Annotated in this window: 22 protein-coding genes; 6 read left to right on the top strand and 16 right to left on the bottom strand. The window is 69.7% G+C overall.

From position 1 onward, the window contains the following. The first annotated feature begins 72 nt into the window (after nt 1-72). Nucleotides 73-1,110, top strand: a complete 1,038-nt coding sequence (locus DFR69_RS29885; RefSeq protein WP_244198530.1) for a fused (3R)-hydroxyacyl-ACP dehydratase subunits HadA/HadB — start codon at nt 73-75, stop codon at nt 1,108-1,110. Here the strand turns inward: DFR69_RS29885 and DFR69_RS34685 are convergent. Both DFR69_RS34685 and DFR69_RS29880 read right to left on the bottom strand, forming a co-directional pair. Continuing rightward, on the bottom strand, nt 1,107-1,268 hold the full coding sequence (locus DFR69_RS34685; protein ID WP_167456457.1) for a hypothetical protein: 162 nt from the start codon (nt 1,266-1,268) through the stop codon (nt 1,107-1,109). The two genes, DFR69_RS29885 and DFR69_RS34685, sit on opposite strands and share 4 nt — an antisense overlap. 81 nt (nt 1,269-1,349) lie before the next feature. Further along, nucleotides 1,350-1,769 carry an Hsp20/alpha crystallin family protein gene (locus tag DFR69_RS29880; RefSeq protein WP_110041069.1) on the bottom strand — a complete coding sequence of 140 codons (420 nt, stop codon included), beginning with the start codon at nt 1,767-1,769 and terminating at the stop codon, nt 1,350-1,352. 157 nt (nt 1,770-1,926) lie between these two features. Here DFR69_RS29880 and DFR69_RS29875 point away from each other — a divergent pair, with 157 nt between their 5' ends. Further along, nucleotides 1,927-2,235 carry a MerR family transcriptional regulator gene (locus DFR69_RS29875; RefSeq protein ID WP_110041007.1) on the top strand — a complete coding sequence of 103 codons (309 nt, stop codon included), beginning with the start codon at nt 1,927-1,929 and terminating at the stop codon, nt 2,233-2,235. 4 nt (nt 2,236-2,239) lie between these two features. Here DFR69_RS29875 and DFR69_RS29870 read toward each other — a convergent pair whose 3' ends face one another. The 8 genes from DFR69_RS29870 to DFR69_RS29835 are packed head-to-tail and all read right to left on the bottom strand — an operon-like array spanning nt 2,240 to nt 9,960. Beyond that, on the bottom strand, nt 2,240-3,331 hold the full coding sequence (locus DFR69_RS29870; protein ID WP_110041006.1) for an acyl-CoA dehydrogenase family protein: 1,092 nt from the start codon (nt 3,329-3,331) through the stop codon (nt 2,240-2,242). Beyond that, a complete protein-coding gene (locus DFR69_RS29865) occupies nt 3,328-4,506 on the bottom strand; it encodes an acyl-CoA dehydrogenase family protein (protein ID WP_110041005.1) in 1,179 nt (392 codons plus the stop codon). Before DFR69_RS29865 ends, DFR69_RS29870 begins: the two co-directional genes overlap by 4 nt. Further along, nucleotides 4,503-5,726, bottom strand: a complete 1,224-nt coding sequence (locus tag DFR69_RS29860) for an acyl-CoA dehydrogenase family protein (protein WP_110041004.1) — start codon at nt 5,724-5,726, stop codon at nt 4,503-4,505. Before DFR69_RS29860 ends, DFR69_RS29865 begins: the two co-directional genes overlap by 4 nt. Then, nucleotides 5,726-6,757, bottom strand: coding sequence for a phosphotransferase family protein (locus DFR69_RS29855; RefSeq protein WP_110041003.1), 1,032 nt, complete (start codon nt 6,755-6,757; stop codon nt 5,726-5,728). The genes DFR69_RS29860 and DFR69_RS29855 overlap by 1 nt, the downstream gene beginning before the upstream one ends. Continuing rightward, on the bottom strand, nt 6,757-7,209 hold the full coding sequence (locus DFR69_RS29850; protein ID WP_110041002.1) for a MaoC family dehydratase: 453 nt from the start codon (nt 7,207-7,209) through the stop codon (nt 6,757-6,759). Before DFR69_RS29850 ends, DFR69_RS29855 begins: the two co-directional genes overlap by 1 nt. Continuing rightward, nucleotides 7,206-7,961 (bottom strand): 3-oxoacyl-ACP reductase FabG, encoded by a 756-nt coding sequence (gene fabG, locus DFR69_RS29845; RefSeq protein WP_110041001.1) that lies wholly within the window; start codon nt 7,959-7,961, stop codon nt 7,206-7,208. The genes DFR69_RS29850 and fabG overlap by 4 nt, the downstream gene beginning before the upstream one ends. A 26-nt stretch (nt 7,962-7,987) precedes the next feature. Beyond that, the gene (locus DFR69_RS29840) at nt 7,988-8,743 is read right to left on the bottom strand and encodes an SDR family oxidoreductase (protein ID WP_110041000.1); all 756 of its coding nucleotides are present in this window, start codon (nt 8,741-8,743) and stop codon (nt 7,988-7,990) included. Beyond that, nucleotides 8,740-9,960: an acetyl-CoA C-acetyltransferase gene (locus tag DFR69_RS29835; protein ID WP_110040999.1), complete on the bottom strand. Its 1,221-nt coding sequence runs from the start codon at nt 9,958-9,960 to the stop codon at nt 8,740-8,742. Before DFR69_RS29835 ends, DFR69_RS29840 begins: the two co-directional genes overlap by 4 nt. A 155-nt stretch (nt 9,961-10,115) precedes the next feature. Here DFR69_RS29835 and DFR69_RS29830 point away from each other — a divergent pair, with 155 nt between their 5' ends. Then, nucleotides 10,116-10,709, top strand: a complete 594-nt coding sequence (locus DFR69_RS29830; RefSeq protein WP_110040998.1) for a TetR/AcrR family transcriptional regulator — start codon at nt 10,116-10,118, stop codon at nt 10,707-10,709. Nucleotides 10,710-10,945: 236 nt separating this feature from the next. Here DFR69_RS29830 and DFR69_RS29825 read toward each other — a convergent pair whose 3' ends face one another. Next, nucleotides 10,946-11,869, bottom strand: coding sequence for a D-alanyl-D-alanine carboxypeptidase family protein (locus tag DFR69_RS29825; protein ID WP_244198529.1), 924 nt, complete (start codon nt 11,867-11,869; stop codon nt 10,946-10,948). Between the two features lie 103 nt (nt 11,870-11,972). Between DFR69_RS29825 and DFR69_RS29820 the strand changes: the two genes are divergently transcribed. Next, entirely contained in the window at nt 11,973-12,983 is a 1,011-nt protein-coding gene (locus DFR69_RS29820; RefSeq protein ID WP_110040996.1) for a glutathione S-transferase family protein, read from the top strand. 1 nt (nt 12,984) lies between these two features. Here the strand turns inward: DFR69_RS29820 and DFR69_RS29815 are convergent, their stop codons facing one another. Continuing rightward, nucleotides 12,985-13,152 (bottom strand): DUF4236 domain-containing protein, encoded by a 168-nt coding sequence (locus DFR69_RS29815; protein ID WP_110040995.1) that lies wholly within the window; start codon nt 13,150-13,152, stop codon nt 12,985-12,987. A gap of 139 nt (nt 13,153-13,291) precedes the next feature. Between DFR69_RS29815 and DFR69_RS29810 the strand changes: the two genes are divergently transcribed. Continuing rightward, complete coding sequence (locus DFR69_RS29810) at nt 13,292-13,576, top strand: hypothetical protein (protein ID WP_110040994.1); 285 nt, start codon at nt 13,292-13,294, stop codon at nt 13,574-13,576. Here the strand turns inward: DFR69_RS29810 and DFR69_RS29805 are convergent. The 4 genes from DFR69_RS29805 to DFR69_RS29790 form a co-directional block, all read right to left on the bottom strand. Further along, on the bottom strand, nt 13,570-14,016 hold the full coding sequence (locus tag DFR69_RS29805) for an ATP-binding protein (RefSeq protein WP_110040993.1): 447 nt from the start codon (nt 14,014-14,016) through the stop codon (nt 13,570-13,572). The genes DFR69_RS29810 and DFR69_RS29805 overlap by 7 nt on opposite strands. Nucleotides 14,017-14,089: 73 nt before the next feature. After that, nucleotides 14,090-14,500: an STAS domain-containing protein gene (locus tag DFR69_RS29800; RefSeq protein WP_110040992.1), complete on the bottom strand. Its 411-nt coding sequence runs from the start codon at nt 14,498-14,500 to the stop codon at nt 14,090-14,092. Between the two features lie 130 nt (nt 14,501-14,630). Beyond that, the gene (locus DFR69_RS29795) at nt 14,631-15,452 is read right to left on the bottom strand and encodes an RNA polymerase sigma factor SigF (RefSeq protein ID WP_110040991.1); all 822 of its coding nucleotides are present in this window, start codon (nt 15,450-15,452) and stop codon (nt 14,631-14,633) included. Nucleotides 15,453-15,552: 100 nt separating this feature from the next. Then, a complete protein-coding gene (locus DFR69_RS29790) occupies nt 15,553-15,990 on the bottom strand; it encodes an anti-sigma factor (protein ID WP_110041068.1) in 438 nt (145 codons plus the stop codon). A 291-nt stretch (nt 15,991-16,281) separates the two neighbouring features. Between DFR69_RS29790 and DFR69_RS29785 the strand changes: the two genes are divergently transcribed. Next, nucleotides 16,282-17,121 carry a glucose 1-dehydrogenase gene (locus DFR69_RS29785; protein ID WP_110040990.1) on the top strand — a complete coding sequence of 280 codons (840 nt, stop codon included), beginning with the start codon at nt 16,282-16,284 and terminating at the stop codon, nt 17,119-17,121. Nucleotide 17,122 lies beyond the last annotated feature (1 nt).

Here is a 17,122-nt window from a genome sequence, read left to right as displayed (position 1 = left end):
CTTGCGGAGCGCGACACGGCGGAGATCGCCGATTGCCCGCCGCCACAGTTACCTATCAGCTATTTTCGCCGGGTGGCGACACTCATGATGCCGAGCGACCTCGACGCACCAGCCCTCTCCGTCGATCCAGCCGACGCGGTCGGCTGTTCGTACCACTGCGCCGATCGATATGTGGTGGGGCGGGAGAAGATTCGGGAATTCGCCCGCGCGGTGCAGGACGGTCATCAGGCCCACTGGAGCGAGTCCGCAGCCGGAGAGCTGGGCCATCCCGGCCTCGTGGCGCCACCCACGTTCACCTCCGTTCCGGCGTTCCTGGCGCAGATCGCGATGTTCGACCATGTCGCGCACGGATACGACATGAGCCAGATCATGCAGACCGACTACGTCGTGGCCTTCGGCAAACCCGTTGTCGCGGGGGACGAATTGACGTTCGCGGTGCATTTCGAATCGTTCCGGCGCGCTTTCGGCGGCGACATCTTCCGGTTCCGCTGCGAGGCCGTCGACGGCCACGGCGAGCTGTGCCTGACCACCTGGACCACGTTCGTCGGCAGACCCGACGTGGACACCTCGGCCGCCAGGGCCTGCGCGCACGTGATGATGCAGAACGTGCGTCAGGCGGCTCCCGCCCGACGAGCACACGCGCCGGCGGAAGCGCCACGCGAACCGCGGATCACCGCCGTTGCCAGAGGGCACATTCCGGCCGACGCGATCGCGGTCGGTGACGAACTCCCTACGCGCACAGCCACTCTCACCCCGGGTGATCTTGTCAACTACGCCGGCGTCGCGGGCGACCCGAACCCCATCCACTGGAGTCGCGATGCCGCCGCGGCGGCGGGGCTGAAAGCGCCTGTGGCCCAGGGCATGCTGACGATCGGCCTCGGCGCGGCCTTCCTCACCGCCTGGACTCGCGACCCCGGCGCCCTGCGGGAGTACGCGGTCCGTCTGACGAGCCCGGTCTACGTCGACGACGCGGGCGGGTCGATCGAGTTCACCGGCAGGGTGAAATCCGTCGACCGCGAGCGCCGCACCGCCACCGTGGCCCTGGCCGCGCACAGCGCGGGCAAGAAGATCTTCGGCCGCGCCACCGCGACGATCGGCCTCGGCGACTAGCCGGGCGCGGCGGAACCCGCGCGGGGAGACGACTGATCGCCGCGCGGCGGGACGCCGTCCATGATCTCGGTCCACCAGGTGTCGAGCGGGCTGGGTTCGGGCCAGACGACGGCGGGTTCGGCGGGAATGGTGAGGGGATGTCGATCGGTGGTGTGCATGGCGGTCCTCGGATGCCGGGTCGAACGGTGGCCGGACCGTCGCGGTCCGGCCACCTGGTCGAATAACTCCCTGGGGACTGATCAGGCGTTGATCGCCTGTGGCTCGCGGTGCCGCGAGATCTCGATCTTGCGGGGCTTGGCCCGCTCCGCGACCGGGATCGACAGTCGCAGGACGCCGTCGCGATAGTCGGCGCGGATTTGCTCGGTGTCCAGGCTCTCGCCGAGGAACAGCTGCCGGCTGAACACACCGCGCGGACGTTCCGCGGCGATCATGGACCGGTCGGCGTCGATCTCCGCGCGCGAGGCGCGCACGGTCACCACATTGCGTTCGACATCGAGATCCAGCGAATCCGGGTCCATTCCCGGCAGATCGAATTCGACGATGAACTCGTCACCGTCGCGCCAGGCGTCCATGGGCATGGCCGCCGGACGAGCCGCTGTGCCGAACACCTGCTGTGTCACGCGATCCAGCTCTCGGAACGGATCGGTACGCATCAACATGGTCGCCACCTCCAACTCACTCCTATCTCGGTAGGCTCCAAATCAGATAACCTGTGTCATCTGACATAGATATTATCTAGCACTCTACCTAGGAGAGTGCAAGTGTCGGAGACAAGTAACCTGACAGGAGAAGTACGGGAAGCGAAGAGAGGAACAGATGGTCTCCCCCTCCGACGGCCTGCCGACAGCCGGGCAGGCCGTGTACGCGATCTCGGTCGCCGCCGAGCTGGCCGGGATCGGTGTCCAGACGTTGCGCCTCTACGAGCAGCACGGCCTGATCACGCCGGCCCGCAGCGCCGGTGGCACGCGGCGATACAGCGGTGACGACCTGACCCGCCTGCATCGCATCACCACGCTCACCGGCGAGGGCGTCAACCTGACCGCGGTCGCCCGCATCCTCGAACTCGAGGACACGGTCGCCGCGCTGCGCGCCGAACGCGACCGGCTCCGCGCGCGCGGAAAGTAGCGCGCTAGGCGGGGAGTTCGATCAGCTCGGCCAGGCGCGCACGGTGGTGACCGGCGGTGCCGAAGGCGATCTGGTCGGCCTTGGCCCGCTTGAGGTACAGGTGCGCCGGATGCTCCCAGGTCATGCCCATGCCGCCGTGCAGCTGCACCGCTTCCTCCGCGGCGTGGACCGCGACCTCGCCGCAGTAGGCCTGGGCGACGCTCGCCGCCACGGGGAGGTCGGCGTCGTCCGCCGCGAGCGTGGCCGCGGCGTACCTGGCCGCGGCGGCGGCCGATTCGATCTCGGTGTAGAGGTCGGCGAGCCGGTGTTTGATCGCCTGGAAGCCGCCGACGACGCGCCCGAACTGGCGACGTTCCTTCAGGTAGGCGACCGTGTCCTCCAGACACCACCTGGCCACGCCGTACTGTTCGGAGGCCAGCAGCGCCGCACCGGCGGTGAGCGCACGGCGCACCGCGTCGGCGCCGTCGCCCGCCACGCGCCGCGCGGGGGCCGCGCGCAGCGTCAGATCCGCCAGGTGACGGCTCATGTCCAGGGAGACGACCGGCGCGAGTTCGGCGTCGGCAGCCGCGACCGCGTAGAGCGCGATGCCGTCGGGCCCGGCGGCGGGCACCAGCAGGACATCGGCTTCGAGCGCGCCCGCGACACTGGTCACCGTGCCGCTGAGCGAGCCGTCGGCGCCGAGGGTGAGGGCGGGAATCGGCTCGTCCGGCGCCAGCGACAGCGGCACCGCCAGCGCCGCGGTCCGCTCCCCCGCCGCGAGCGCGCCGAGCAGCGGATCGGCGGCGCCGAGCAGGGCGGTGGTGGCGACGACCGCGCTGGTGAGGAACGGCACCGGCGCGGCGAACCGGCCCAGTTCCTCGAGCACCACGGCGGCCTCGCGGGCCGAAGCGCCCGCGCCACCGAGCTCCTCGGGGACGAGCAGGCCCGCCAGGCCGAGGTCGACGGCGATGTTCTTCCAGAGCCCGGCGACCAGCGCGCGGTCGCCGTCGTAGAGCGCGGTGACCGCGGCGGGTGCGCAGTGCGCGGTCAGGACCGCGGAGACCACGCCGCGCAGCTCGTCCTCGACCTCGGTGTAGACCAGGTTCAGGTCGTTCATCGCGCGACCTCCTTCCAGGGACGGTCCTTGTCGGCCCGCGGTTCGGCGGGCAGGCCGAGGACTCGCTCGGCGACGATGTTGCGCAGGATCTCCGAGGTGCCGCCCTCGATCGAGTTGCCCTTGGCCCGCAGGTAGCGGTAGCCGGCGTCGCGCCCGTTGAAGTCGACGGACTCGGGCCGCACCATGGTCCAGTCGGAGTAGCGCAGGCCCTGCGCCCCCAGGAGTTCGAGCTCGAGGCCGGACAGCTGCTGCGCGCACTTGGCGAAGATCAGTTTCATGGCCGAACCCTCCGGGCCCGGCATCCCCTTGGCCAGCTTCTGCTGCAGGCGCGCGCCGGTCAGCCGGGCGACCTCGGCGTCGACCCACAGCCGCAGCAGCCGGTCGTGCAGTTCCGGGGTGCGCCGTTCGGGGTTCGCGCGCCAGGTGCGGGCGACCACGCCGATCATGCCGTCCTCACGCGCGGAGTCCTTGCCGCCGATGGCGACCCGCTCGGTGTTGAGCGTGGTGTTGGCCACGCGCCAGCCGTCGCCCTCGGCGCCGAGACGCTGCGTGTCGGGCACCCTGGCGTCGGTGAGGAAGACCTCGTTGAACTCGGCCTCCCCGGTGATCTGGCGCAGCGGGCGCACCTCCACCCCGGGCTGGGTCATGTCGATGAGGAAGAACGTCATGCCGCGGTGCTTGGGGATCGCGGCGTCGGTGCGGGCCAGCAGGATCGCGAACTGCGCCAGATGCGCGCTCGAGGTCCACACCTTCTGGCCGTTGACGACCCACTCGTCGCCGTCGCGAACCGCACGGGTGCTCACATTGGCCAGATCGGAACCGGCGCCCGGCTCACTGAACAGCTGGCACCAGATCTCCTCGCCGGTCCACAGCGGACGCAGGAACCGCCGCTTCTGCTCCTCGGTGCCGCAGGCGAGGATCGTCGGGCCCGCCATCCCGAGCCCGATGACATTGGCACTCGGATTGTTGTCCGGCGCACCGGCTTCGGCGAACAGGCGGTCGACCTCGGGCTGCCGGCCGCGCGACAGGCCGAGCCCGCCGAACCCGACCGGGAAGTACACCCAGGCCAGTCCGGCGTCGTAGCGGGCGCGCAGGAAGTCGAGGCGGTCGGTGGCGGCCGGGTCGTTGGCCGCGAGGAATTCCTCGATCCGCCCGGTCAAGTCGTCGAGGGTCATCGCGTCTCCCGCTGCCTGCTCAGCTCGCTCTTGGCGAGCGCGTTCTTGTGGACCTCGTCCGGGCCGTCGGCGAAGCGCAACGTCCGGATGCCGGCGTAGGCCGCCGCGAGCGGGAAGTCCTGGGACAGTCCGCCCGCGCCGTGGACCTGGATGGCCTTGTCCAGAATCCACTGCACGGTCGACGGGGTGGCGATCTTGATCGCCTGGATCTCGGTGTGCGCGCCCTTGTTCCCGACCGTGTCCATCAACCAGGCGGTCTTGAGCACCAAGAGCCGCAACTGTTCGAGCTTGACCCGCGACTCGGCGATCCAGTCGCGGATCACTCCTTGCTCCGCGAGTGGCTTGCCGAACGCGACACGCTGCTCGGCCCGGGCGCACATCAGCTCGACGGCCCGTTCGGCGATGCCGATCGCGCGCATGCAGTGGTGGATCCGGCCGGGCCCGAGACGGGCCTGGGCGATGGCGAAACCGGCGCCCTCGCCGCCGATCAGGTTGGCCGCGGGCACCCGGACATCGGTGAACGACAGCTCGGCGTGACCGCCGTGGTCGTGGTCGTCGTAGCCGAAAACCTCCATGCCGCGCTGGATTTCCAGGCCGGGAGTGTCGCGGGGAACCAGGATCATCGACTGCTGACGGTGCCGGCCGGCCGCGGGATCGGTCTTGCCCATGACGATGAAGATCTGGCAGTTGGGGTTCATGGCCCCGGTGATCCACCACTTGCGGCCGTTGAGGACGTAGTCGTCGCCGTCGCGTTCGATCCTGGTGGCGATGTTCGTGGCGTCCGACGACGCGACATCGGGTTCGGTCATCGCGAAGGCCGAGCGGATCCGCCCGTCCAGCAACGGTTCCAGCCACCGCTCGCGCTGGTGCTCGTCGCCGAAGAGCGCGAGCACCTCCATGTTGCCGGTGTCTGGCGCGGCGCAGTTGAGCACGGCGGGCGCCAGATGCGCACTGCGGCCAGTGATCTCGGCCAGCGGCGCGTACTGGGCATTGGTCAGGCCCGCGCCGTGTTCGCCGGGCAGGAACAGATTCCACAGCCCGCGGCGGCGAGCCTCGGCGCGCAGCTCGGCCAGCACGGGCACCGAGTCCCAGGCCCAGCGGTCGTCGAGCTGGGCGAGCTGCGCGGCGAACACGGATTCGGCCGGATAGATGTGGCTGTCCATGAAATCCAGCAGCGTGGCGCGCAATTCCTCGGTGCGCGCGTCGTAGGCGAAGTCCATCAGCGATGCTCCTTCAAGGCGGTACGGCCGGTGTCGAGCAGGGGTTCGACCGCGTCACCGAGCGCGTCGAAACCCGCGCCGACGGTCTGCCCGCGCAGGAAGCGGTAGTGGATGCCCTCGATGATCACGGCCAGTTTGAACGCGGCGAGGCCGAGGTAGAAGCCGAACCGGGACATGTCGCGGTCGCTGCGCGCGGTGTAGCGCGCGATGATCTCGTCCTCGGACAGGAAACCCGGGGCCGAGGTCGCGTCGGCGACGACGGCGTTGCGCCCGAGCTGGGCGGCCAGCCGTCCGTAGACGACCATCAACGCCAGGTCGGTGAGCGGATCACCGAGAGTGGCCATCTCCCAGTCGATCACGGCCGCCGGGCGGTCCCGGTCGTCGACGAGCACATTGTCGAGCCGGTAGTCGCCGTGCACGATCCCCACGGTCGATTCGGCCGGTACGTCGGCGGCCAGCAGCGCGTGCAGTTCGTCGGCCAGGGGCAGGTCACGGGTGCGCGAGGCGTCGAGCTGCTTCTTCCAGCGACTCACCTGGCGGGTGAGGAAGCCCTCCGGCCTGCCGAAATCGGCGAGCCCGACCGCGGCGGGGTCGACGGCGTGCAGGTCGGCGAGGGTGTCGACCAGTGCGGCCGACATCGCCTGTGTGCGTTCCGATCCCAGTTCGGCCAGTTCGGCGGCATGCCGGTACGGCCGTCCCGCGACCAGCTCCATCACATAGAACGGCGCGCCGATGACCTCGGCGTCCTCGCACAGCGCGTACATGGCGGGGACCGGCACCGAGGTCTGCCGCAGGGCCGCCATCACCCGGTACTCGCGCGCCATGTCGTGCGCGGTCGCCAGGACGTGGCCCAGCGGCGGCCTGCGCACGATCCAGGACGACGCGCCGTCACTCACCGTGTAGGTGAGGTTGGACCTGCCGCCCGCCAGCACTCGTCCGGTGAGGTCGGCGCCGACGCCGGGAACGGCCGCGCGCAGCCACGGACCGAGGCGGTCGAGGTCGAGCCCGGGCAGCTCGGTGCCGGTCGCCATCACGCCACCACGAGCGAGACGGTCTCGACCACGCAGACCGGCTTGTCGCCGCCCTCGCGCTCGATCACGACCTTCGCGGTGACCAGGTGCCCGCCCGCCCCCGGCGTGACCGAGACGAGCTCGACCCCGGCGCGCACCTTCGACCCGACCGGAACCGGCGCCGGGAAGCGAAGCTTGTTGGATCCGTAGTTGACGCCCATCTTGACGCCGTCGATCCGGTAGATCTCCGAGACCAGCATCGGCACCAGCGACAGGGTGAGGTAGCCGTGCGCGATGGTGGTGCCGAACGGCCCCTGCGCGGCCTTCTCGGTGTCGACGTGGATCCACTGGTGGTCACCGGTCGCCTCGGCGAAGGTGTTCACCTGGTCCTGGGTGATCGCGTGCCACTCCGAGTATCCGAGATGCGTGCCGACCACGGCTTCGAGCTCGGCCAGGCCGTCGAATGTCCTCATGCCTTGGGACCTCCGGCCACGTAGAGCACCTGTCCGGAGACGAACCCGGCGCCCTCGCTGACGAAGAACGACACGGCGTGCGCGATGTCGTCGGGCACACCGGTGCGCGCGACCGGGATCTCCTTGGCCGCGAAGGCTTTGAAGTCCTCGAACGGGACGCCGATGCGCGCGGCCGTGGCCGCGGTCATCTCGGTCTCGATGAAACCGGGCGCGATCGCGTTGGCGGTGACGCCGAACTTGCCGAGTTCCAGGGCCAGAGTCTTGGTGAAGCCCTGCACGCCGGCCTTGGCGGCGGAGTAGTTGGCCTGGCCGCGGTTGCCCAGCGCCGAGGTGCTCGACAGGTTGACGATGCGGCCGAACTCGGCCTCGGTCATGTACTTCTGGGCCGCGCGCGTCATCAGGAAGGCGCCGCGCAGATGCACGTTCATGACGAGGTCCCAGTCCTCGACGCTCATCTTGAACAGCATGTTGTCGCGGATGACCCCGGCGTTGTTGACCAGCACGGTCGGCGCGCCGAGCTCGGCGGCGACGCGCTCCACGGCCGCCTGGACAGCGGCTTCGTCGGCCACGTCGGCGCCGATCGCGACGGCGCGGCCACCGGCGGCCTCGATCTCCTCGACGACCGGCTTACAGGCGGCCTCGTCGAGGTCGACGACCGCGACGGCCAGCCCGTCGGCGGCCAGGCGGCGGGCCACGCCCGCACCGATGCCACGGGCCGCGCCGGTGACGATGGCGGTTCTGGTGGTGCTCATGGAATTCTCCTCTTGGGGATGGTGGTTCAGACGCCGCCGGTCAGCGTGACGCCGCCGTCGACGACGAGCAACTGGCCGGTGATCCACGCGGCGTCGGCGGAGAGCAGGAATGTCACCGCGCCGGCTACATCCTCGGGCACACCCAGCCGCTTCAGGGGGTAAGCGCTGGAAACTTCCTGCTCACGGCCTTCGTAGAGCGCGGTGGCGAACCTGGTCTTCACCACGGCGGGCGCCACCGCGTTGACGCGGATGTCCGGACCGAGCTCCACCGCCAGTTCCTGGGTGAGGTAGGTCAGCATCGCCTTGCTGGCGCCGTAGAAACCGATGCCGGGCGCGGGCTTGATCCCCGCCACCGACGACACGTTCACCACGGCACCGCCGTGCTCGCCCATCCACGCCTTGTGCGCCTGCTGGGTCCAGGCCAGCGCGGCCAGGCAGTTGACCTCGACGATCTTGCGCGCCGCGGCCAGGTCCAGGTCGATCATCGGCCCGTACACCGGGTTGATGCCGGTGTTGTTGACCAGCAGATCGGCGCTGCCGAACGTCGCGATCGCCTGGGCGAGCGTGTCTTCCTGATGCGCGGCATCGTCGGAGGGCCCGGCCACGCCGAGCGCGTACTCGGGACCGCCGAGCTGCGCGACCGCCTCGTCCAGGGCGTCCTTCTTGCGGGCGGTGATGACGACCTTCGCGCCGTCCTCGACCAGCCGCTGCGCGATGCCGAGCCCGATACCCCGGCTGGCGCCGGTGACGATCGCGGTCTTGCCCGCGAACCGGCCGGTCACGACAGCCGCTCCAGCACCATGGCCATACCCTGGCCGCCACCGACACACATCGTCTCCAACCCGAACTGCTTGTCGTGGAAGCGCAGCGAGTTGATCAGGGTGCTGGTGATGCGGGCACCGGTCATGCCGAACGGATGACCCACGGCGATCGCGCCGCCGTTGACGTTGAGCTTGTCCTCGGGAATGCCGAGTTCGCGGGCCGAGCCGAGCACCTGGACGGCGAACGCCTCGTTGATCTCGACCAGGTCGATGTCGTCGATGGTGAGACCGGCACGACGCAGCGCCTGCTTCGACGCCTCGATCGGGCCCAGGCCCATGATCTCCGGCGACAGCCCGGACACCCCGGTGCTGACGACCCGCGCAAGCGGTACCAGGCCGAGGTCCCTGGCCTTGGTGTCGGACATGATCACCAGCGCGGCCGCGCCGTCGTTGAGCGCGCAGCAGTTGCCCGCGGTCACGGTGCCGTCGGGCCGGAAGACCGGCTTCAGCTGGCTCACCGCCTCGAGCGTGACCCCCGCGCGGGGGCCGTCATCGGCGCTGACCACCGTGCCGTCGGGCAGCGTCACCGGGGTGATGTCGGTGGCCCAGAAACCGTTCGCGATGGCCTTCTCGGCCAGATTCTGCGAGCGCACACCGAACGCGTCCTGCTCGGCGCGGGTGATCCCGGTGTACTGGGCGACGTTCTCCGCGGTCTGCCCCATGGCGATGTACACATCCGGGAGCGAGGCGTTGGCGCGCGGGTCGGCCCACGGCGCGGCGCCGCCCTCGGCCCGCTGCGCCGTGCGCGCCACGGCGTCGGCGAAGACCGGGTTCTGGGTGTCGGGCAGGCCGTCGGCGTTGCCCTTGGTGAAGCGGCTGACGGTCTCGACGCCGGCGGAGATGAACACGTCGCCCTCGCCGGCCTTGATGGCGTGCAAGGCCATCCGGGTGGTCTGCAGGCTCGACGAACAGTAGCGGTTGACGGTCGTGCCGGGCACGGCGTCGAGTCCGGCCAGTACCGCGACCACCCTGGCGATGTTGAACCCGGATTCGCCCGCGGGCTGCCCGCAGCCGAGGACGAGGTCCTCGACCTCGGCCGGGTTCAGATTCGGCACCTGGGCCAGCGCCGCGCGCACCATCTGGACGGTGAGGTCGTCGGGGCGCATGTCCTTGAGCGAGCCCTTGCCCGCTCGACCTATCGGGGATCGCGCGGCGGCGACGATCACGGCTTCCGGCATGGAAACTCCTTTGGTAACTAAGCGCTTGCTTAGGTGTATGGTGCAGGAGATCACACCCGACCGTCAAGGGGTGCACTGTGACCCAGTCGTGTAATCCACGTCACCCACGCCCGCTGCGGGGCCGGCGCGTACCGCGCGGGATAATGGCCCCTGACATGACCGAGACCACCGAACCCCGCGGCGACGCGACCCGAGCCCGGCTCCTGGAAGCCGCCGTCGCGGCCTTCGCCGACAAGGGCTTCAACGGCACCACCACGCGCGACATCGCCTCGGCCGCGGGGATGAGCCCGGCGGCGGTGTACGTCCACCACAAGTCCAAAGAGGAACTGCTGTACCTGATCTCGCGGTCGGGTCACGAGGTGACGCTGAACCTCGTCATCGAGGCGGCGGGCTCGGATCCCGATCCGGTGACCGCGCTGCGCAACGTGATCCGCGCCTTCGCCGCCCACCACGCGCGCGGTCACACCAGCGCCCGCATCGTCAACTACGAGCTGGCCGCGTTGACGCCCGAACACCACGCCGAGATCCGCGCGATCCGCCAGCAGATCGACCGGGAGATCCGCGATCTGGTCGAGCGCGGTGTCGCCACCGGCGCCTTCGACGTGCCCGACACGCGGATGGCCGCGGTGGCACTGCTCTCGCTCGGCATCGACATCGCGCGGTGGTATCGCGACGAGGGCGCGTGGAGTCCCGAGGACATCGGCGACGCCTACGCCGAGATGGCGTTGCGGATCGTCGGCGCCCGCTGACGGTCCGTCCGGCCCTGTCGCGGACGGCGCGTGGATGGCACACCCCGTCCTGGTCGCTGATCCACGAGGCCATTCACGGTGCGCTGCCGCGGGATCGGTCACGCAACGATCGGGTGGGCCGGCTGCTGGCGGTGCTGCACGGTTCGCCGTTCGCGATGCTCGAGGTCAGGCAACTCGGTGCGGTCGCCCGCCGGTTCCGCGGCCCGATCCCCCTGCGCTGAACGGTTTCTCGCCGCTCAGCGGGCGGCCGAGCCCAGGGCGCCGACGATCGGGTCGTAGGCCCAGTTGAGCATGCGTTCGGCGTCGGCCTTGGCCTCGGCGCTGCTGTGGTCGGAGCTGTGCAGGACCACGCCGATCAGCGGGATGCCCGCGCGCACGGTCTCGAACAGCAGGCAGTGGCCCGCGGCGTTGGTGTTGCCGGTCTTGATGCCGATGGTGCCCGGGTATTCGAGCAGCAGGCGGTTGGTGGTCTGCCAGTGGTGCTCGCGGTTGGCCGGCCCGGCGGGGACGTGGAACTCGCGGGAACCGACGATCTCCCGGAAGGCGGGCAGGTTCATGGCGCGCACGCCGAGCGCGACGAGATCGGCCGGGGTGGAGAAGGTGGCGTGGTCGTGCGGGTACGGCAGGCCACTGGGGTCGGCGAAGTGGGTGTTGGCCAGACCCATGACCCGCGCGGTGTCGTTCATCCTGGCCAGGAAGCCGCCCTGACCTGGACCGTACGACTCGGCCAGCGCGTAGGCGGCGTCGCAGCCGGAGGGCAGCAGCAGCGCGTTGAGCAGCTGCCTGCCGGTGAGCACCTCGCCGGCCACCAGGCCCGCGGTGCTGCCGCTGTGCCCGGCGCAGTACCCGGCGGCTTCCTGGGGCACGGTCACCGGACGGTCGAGGTCGCCGCTGACGATCACGACCACGGCGGTCATCACCTTGGCGATGCTGGCGATCGGGACGCGGGTGTGCGCCTCGCGCGACCACAGCACCGTGCCGGTGACACCGTCGGCGAGCGCGGCGCCCGGGGCCAGCAGCCCCTCGGGTCCGGCCGCGGTCCACGGGAGCTGCGTGTGCCCGACGCCGGGCGAGGGAGCCGCGGCGGCGACGCCGTGACCAGCCGAGACGAGCAGAACACCGGCGACGACAGCGTGCAACACCCTGGCAAATGTCCGCATGGCGACATTCTGTCCTACGACTCCCCCGACCTGCGGGATTTGGCCGTGCCGATTCCCGCGCGTGGTCGTTCCGGAGCGCGCCGCCGTCTGCGAGACTGGCGGGGTGAGCGATGCCGGAGCGGGAAGCTATGTCGAGGCCGGGGAGTTCCGCCGCGACACCAACTACATCACCACGCGGATCACCGCCGACGGTCGCGACGGGTACCCCGTCGAACCCGACCGGTACCGGCTCGTCGCCGCGCGTGCGTGTCCGTGGGCCAATCGGACGCTGATCGTGCGCAGGTTGCTCGGCTTGGAACCGGTTCTGTCGCTGGGCCTGTGCGGACCGACCCACGACAAGCTCAGCTGGACTTTCGATCTCGACCCCGGCGAGGTCGACCCGGTTCTCGGCATCCACCACTTGCGCGACGCCTACCTGGCCAGGTACCCCGACTATCCGCGCGGAATCACCGTGCCCGCCGTCGTCGACATCCCGACCGGGCAGGTCGTCACCAACGACTACGCCCAGATCACCCTGGACTTCTCGACCGAGTGGACCGACTATCACCGCCCCGGCGCGCCGCAGCTGTATCCGGAGCACCTGCGCGGACAGATCGACGAGATCAATCGAGAGGTGTTCCGCGACATCAACAACGGCGTCTACCGGTGCGGTTTCGCCGGGGCGCAGGATGCCTACGACGCCGCCTACGCCCGGCTGTTCGCCGCGCTGGACCGCGTCGCGGAGCGGCTCGCCACGCAGCGGTATCTCGTCGGCGACACGATCACCGAGGCCGATGTGCGGCTGTTCACCACGCTGGTCCGGTTCGATCCGGTCTACCACGGCCACTTCAAGTGCAACCGCGCCAAACTCGCCGAGATGCCGGTGCTGTGGGCCTACGCCCGCGACCTGTTCCAGACGCCCGGCTTCGGTGACACCATCGACTTCGGCCAGATCAAGGAGCACTACTACGTGGTGCACCGCGACATCAATCCCACCGGCATCGTGCCGGCCGGACCCGACCTGTCGAACTGGCTGACCCCGCATCACCGCGAGGAGCTGGGCGGGCGCCCCTTCGGCGACGGCACTCCCCCGCCGCCCCCGGTGGTGACCGAACGCGTTCCCGCGATCGGCTGAGTCAGCGCTGGCGCCAGCTCAGCGGACCCGGCAGGTCGACGCTGTTCTTCCTGGTGCGGGAGTTCCAGGTCCACGGCCCGATCTTGATCCCCCACGAGGACAGGCCGGACTGGGTGAAATTGAACGTCAGCGGGCCGAAGGACTTGCGCTGACGGAACCTGATGGGCATACCGAGCCTTCCTGAATCGCTCCCCCAGGGTAACCGATCCGACTGTGGCGCATGCCCTTCACGCAGCCGTGATTATCTTTCCGAACAGGGGGCATGCCGTCGGAAGGACCCTTTTCGCCCGCAACGACAGGAGCCCGCGATGAACGACCCCGAGGAACGGTTCCCCGACCACGCCAGGACCATCCGCCCGCACGCGGGCGAGTCGATCGAGGATGTGCGCAACTGGCCCGGCCTGATCCTCGCCGGCATCGGCCTGGTGCTGCTCGCCCTCACCCTCACCGCTGCCGGATACGGCTTCGAGGGCTGGGCGATCATCGCCGGGATCGCCTGTGCGGTGTGCCTGCTGGCGGGCATCGGGCTGGTCGTGGCCGAACATCGGCGGGTGCAGAACCGCGCCGACGCGCAGTCCCCCCGACGTCAGTGAGGTGAGCCGGGGCCGAGGACGCGGCGATGGCGGGTGAGCCCCATCGTCACCGGATAGCCACCGCGCACCGGGTCGAAGGACTCACCCGCCACCGTCGGTCTTTCGGTGATGGCCGAGAGTACGCGCCAGCCCAGGCTCGCCCCGTCGATCGGGCGCGAGGTGAGGCAGACGGCGCTGAGCCGCATCCGCAGGCGGAACTCGTCGGCGGTGAGGTGCACGTGCAGCTGCGCGTCCGGCGTCGCGGCGAGCAACAGACCGGTGGCGGCCTCGTCGAGGGCGACCACGATGTCGTCGATCTCGCCGGCGGTGAAATGCGCGGTCTCCGCGAAGGTTTCGGCGATCTTGCGCACGAGCGCGAGCCGCCTCAGGTCTGCCTCGACTCGGAGGTGGATCGCCGGCGCTGCGGCCGAGACCACGATGAGCCGGTCCATCGAATCCACGAGGTCTCCTCCCCGCTGGTGGCGTCAGGAGAGTGCACCCTGCGCCTACCCGGGGGCGGCCGACCGAAACAATTCACTCGGTCGAGGCCTCGTCGACGCTGGTGTAGTACCGGAACAGCGGCCGCACTCCGACCAGGTCGAGCGCCCGCTGGACCTGCTGCCCGCCGCCGACGAGCCGCAGGTCGACCCCGCGCATTCCGATGGTCCGCTTCGCGGTGGCCAGCGACGCGGCCACCCGGATGCTCAGGAACGCGGTCCGCCGCAGATCCAGGATCACCACGCGAGCGCCGGAGTTGAGCGCGCCGTCGAGCAGCACCTGGAATTCGTCGCGGCGCGCCTCGTCGAGTTCACTGCCCCCGAGCAGCACCCAGCAGCCCGGACCCGTCCTGGTGTGGATGCCCAGCACCGGCTCGCCGTTCGGCGTGGTGGAGCGGCGGTACCAGCGCAGCCGACTCGTGTGTCGGCGATCGGTGGCTGCGGTCATCGGGTCTCCTGTGCGCACCGGGAACGTCCGGTTCGCCGGAACCCGGCTACGTCGAACCGAGCCCGGACACGAAACCGGGGTCGGCTGGAGTCTCAACCTGACCCAAGTCTCGCACGGGATCCCCCTGCTGTCACGCCGAGGTGACCGGCTCCGGTTCGGCGAGTGCCTGTTCCCGCAGGGAGGTCAGCGTCCGCGCGAGGATGCGCGAGACCTGCATCTGCGAGACGCCGAGCTTGGCCGCGATCTCGCTCTGGGTCATGTTCTCGTAGAACCGCATGATCAGGACCTCGCGCTCCTCCTCGGGCAGCGCGGCGATCAGCGGACGTACCGCGATCGCGTCCTCGGTGAGCTGATAGCAGGGTTCCTCGACACCGAGGGTCTCGGTGAGCGCGGGGGTCGCGTTGTCGCGGTCGTCGTCGGTGATGCCGTCGATGGAATTGGTCTGGTAGCCGTTGCCCGCGACGAGTGTCCTGGTGACTTCCACGAGGTCGACGTCGAGCTCCTCCGCCAGTTCGCGCGCGTTCGGGATGCGCCCGAGCCGCTGCGAGAGCTCCTCGGTGGCGGGGCCGATCCGCAGCTGGATCTCCTTGAGCCTGCGCGGAACGTGCACCGCCCAGGTGCGGTCACGGAAATGCCTGCGCACCTCGCCCATGATCGTCGGAATGGCGAAGGAGAGGAACGAGGACCCACGGGTCACGTCGTAACGGTCCACGGCGAGCACCAGCCCTACGCGGGCGGTCTGCTCCAGGTCGTCGAATTGTTCCCCGCGTCCGGTGAATTTGCGGGCGATGTGATCGGCCAGCGGCAGGCACAGGCTGATGACCTGTGCGCGCAGTTCGTCGTAGTTCGCGTCATCGGGTGAGGTGAGCCGCAGCTTCTCGAACCAGGGCTCGATGTTGTCGTAGCTGTCGCCCTGTGAATGTGTCCTTGCTTCTGTCCTTGCTTCTGTCATCGCCGGGTGCCTCGCTTTCCTGGCGGAGAGGGTCGGATGACCAAGGGGTACCCAACGGGAACCGATCCGATACCTCCGGCTGCCCCGCGAGGTCAGGCGGTCAGGATGCGGCGGGCCCCTGGAACCGCCGGATCCAGCCGAAGGCGACCGTGGTCGGAAAGCCGTCCAGGGCCGGGTCGAACTCGGCGTATTCGGTGCGCAAGGCGTCGGTCAGGGTGGCCACGACGTGCCAGCCGAACGCGTCCTCGTCGATGGCCTCCGGCGAGCGGGCCACCGTCCCGACCCTGGCACCCAGCGTGCCGTCGCCCACCGTGAAGGCGCAGTCGACCAGCGCGTCCGGCGCCGCGACCAGCACCAGCGCGGTCACCACCTCGTCGAGGGCCAACAGCAGGTCGGTCACCTCGTCGAGGGCGAAGCCGCCGATCAGCAGGATCGTCTCGGCCAGCGCGTGCGCCATGGTGAGCTGGTCCAGCTCCGCGGGCACCTGGAACCCGACGGTTCGCGTCCTGGGTGCGGTGTCGCGATCATCTGCCCACACGACGCCTCCCAGCTTCACCTCCACCGATCGCAGGCAGGTTACCCGGCGCGGTGGCCGCCATTCGTTTCCGGTCACTCATCGGGGGTTGCCGGTGGATTCCGGCTCATCCGGCGGTGTGCCCCGGAATTTCCGGACCAGCACCACCACCGCGACGACGATGACGAGTGCGATCAGCACGAGGATTTCCATATGCGCCGCTTACCCCAACCAGCCTGGGTCAATCGTTGTTTGGCTTCAGGAAATCGCGGTAGTCCCCCGTGGACGGCCATTCCTCGACGGGAGGTTCCACCGATGGGTTTTCCCGAACAACAGCAGAACGTGCCAGGTATCCAGTCGGCGATGACGCCGGTGCCGGATTGCGGCGAGGAAAGCTATCGCGGCTCGGGAAAGCTCACCGGGAAGGCCACGGTGATCACCGGGGCCGACAGCGGCATCGGCCGCGCGGTGGCCATCGCGTTCGCCAGGGAGGGCGCCGATGTGCTGATCTCCTATCTCGACGAGGACAGCGACGCCCAGGAAGTGGCCGATTGGGTGACCAAGGCGGGTCAGCGGGCGGTGCTGATGCCGGGTGACGTGTCCGATCCGGAGCACTGCCGCGCGATCATCGCGCGGGCCGTGGCGGAATTCGGCACCGTCGACGTCCTGGTCAGCAACGCGGCCTATCAGATGACCCACACGGATCTGGCCGAGATCAGCGACGCGGAGTTCGCCTATACGTTCGAGGTGAACGTGGCCGCCTATTTCCATCTGGTGCAGGCGGCGGTGCCGCACATGCGGCCCGGTTCCTCGATCATCGGTAGTTCTTCGGTCAATTCCGACATGCCCAACCCGACGCTGGCGCCGTATGCCGCGACCAAGGCCGCGATCGCGAACCTGTCGGCGAGTCTGGCGCAGATGCTCGGCGACAAGGGCATCAGGGTGAACAGTGTCGCGCCGGGCCCGATCTGGACACCGCTGATTCCGTCGACCATGCCGCCGGAGAAGGTGGCGTCCTTCGGCGACAACACTCCGCTCGGCCGCGCCGGTCAGCCCGCCGAGCTCGCCCCCGCGTACGTCCTGCTCGCCGCCGACGACGGCAGCTACATCTCCGGCGCCCGGCTCGCGGTCACCGGCGGCAGGCCCATTCTCTGAA

The sequence above is a fragment of the Nocardia neocaledoniensis genome, from assembly GCF_003182135.1.
GTDB lineage: Bacteria > Actinomycetota > Actinomycetes > Mycobacteriales > Mycobacteriaceae > Nocardia > Nocardia neocaledoniensis.
Note: the sequence above shows the minus strand (reverse complement) of the source record. Positions and strands in the feature narration are given on the sequence as shown.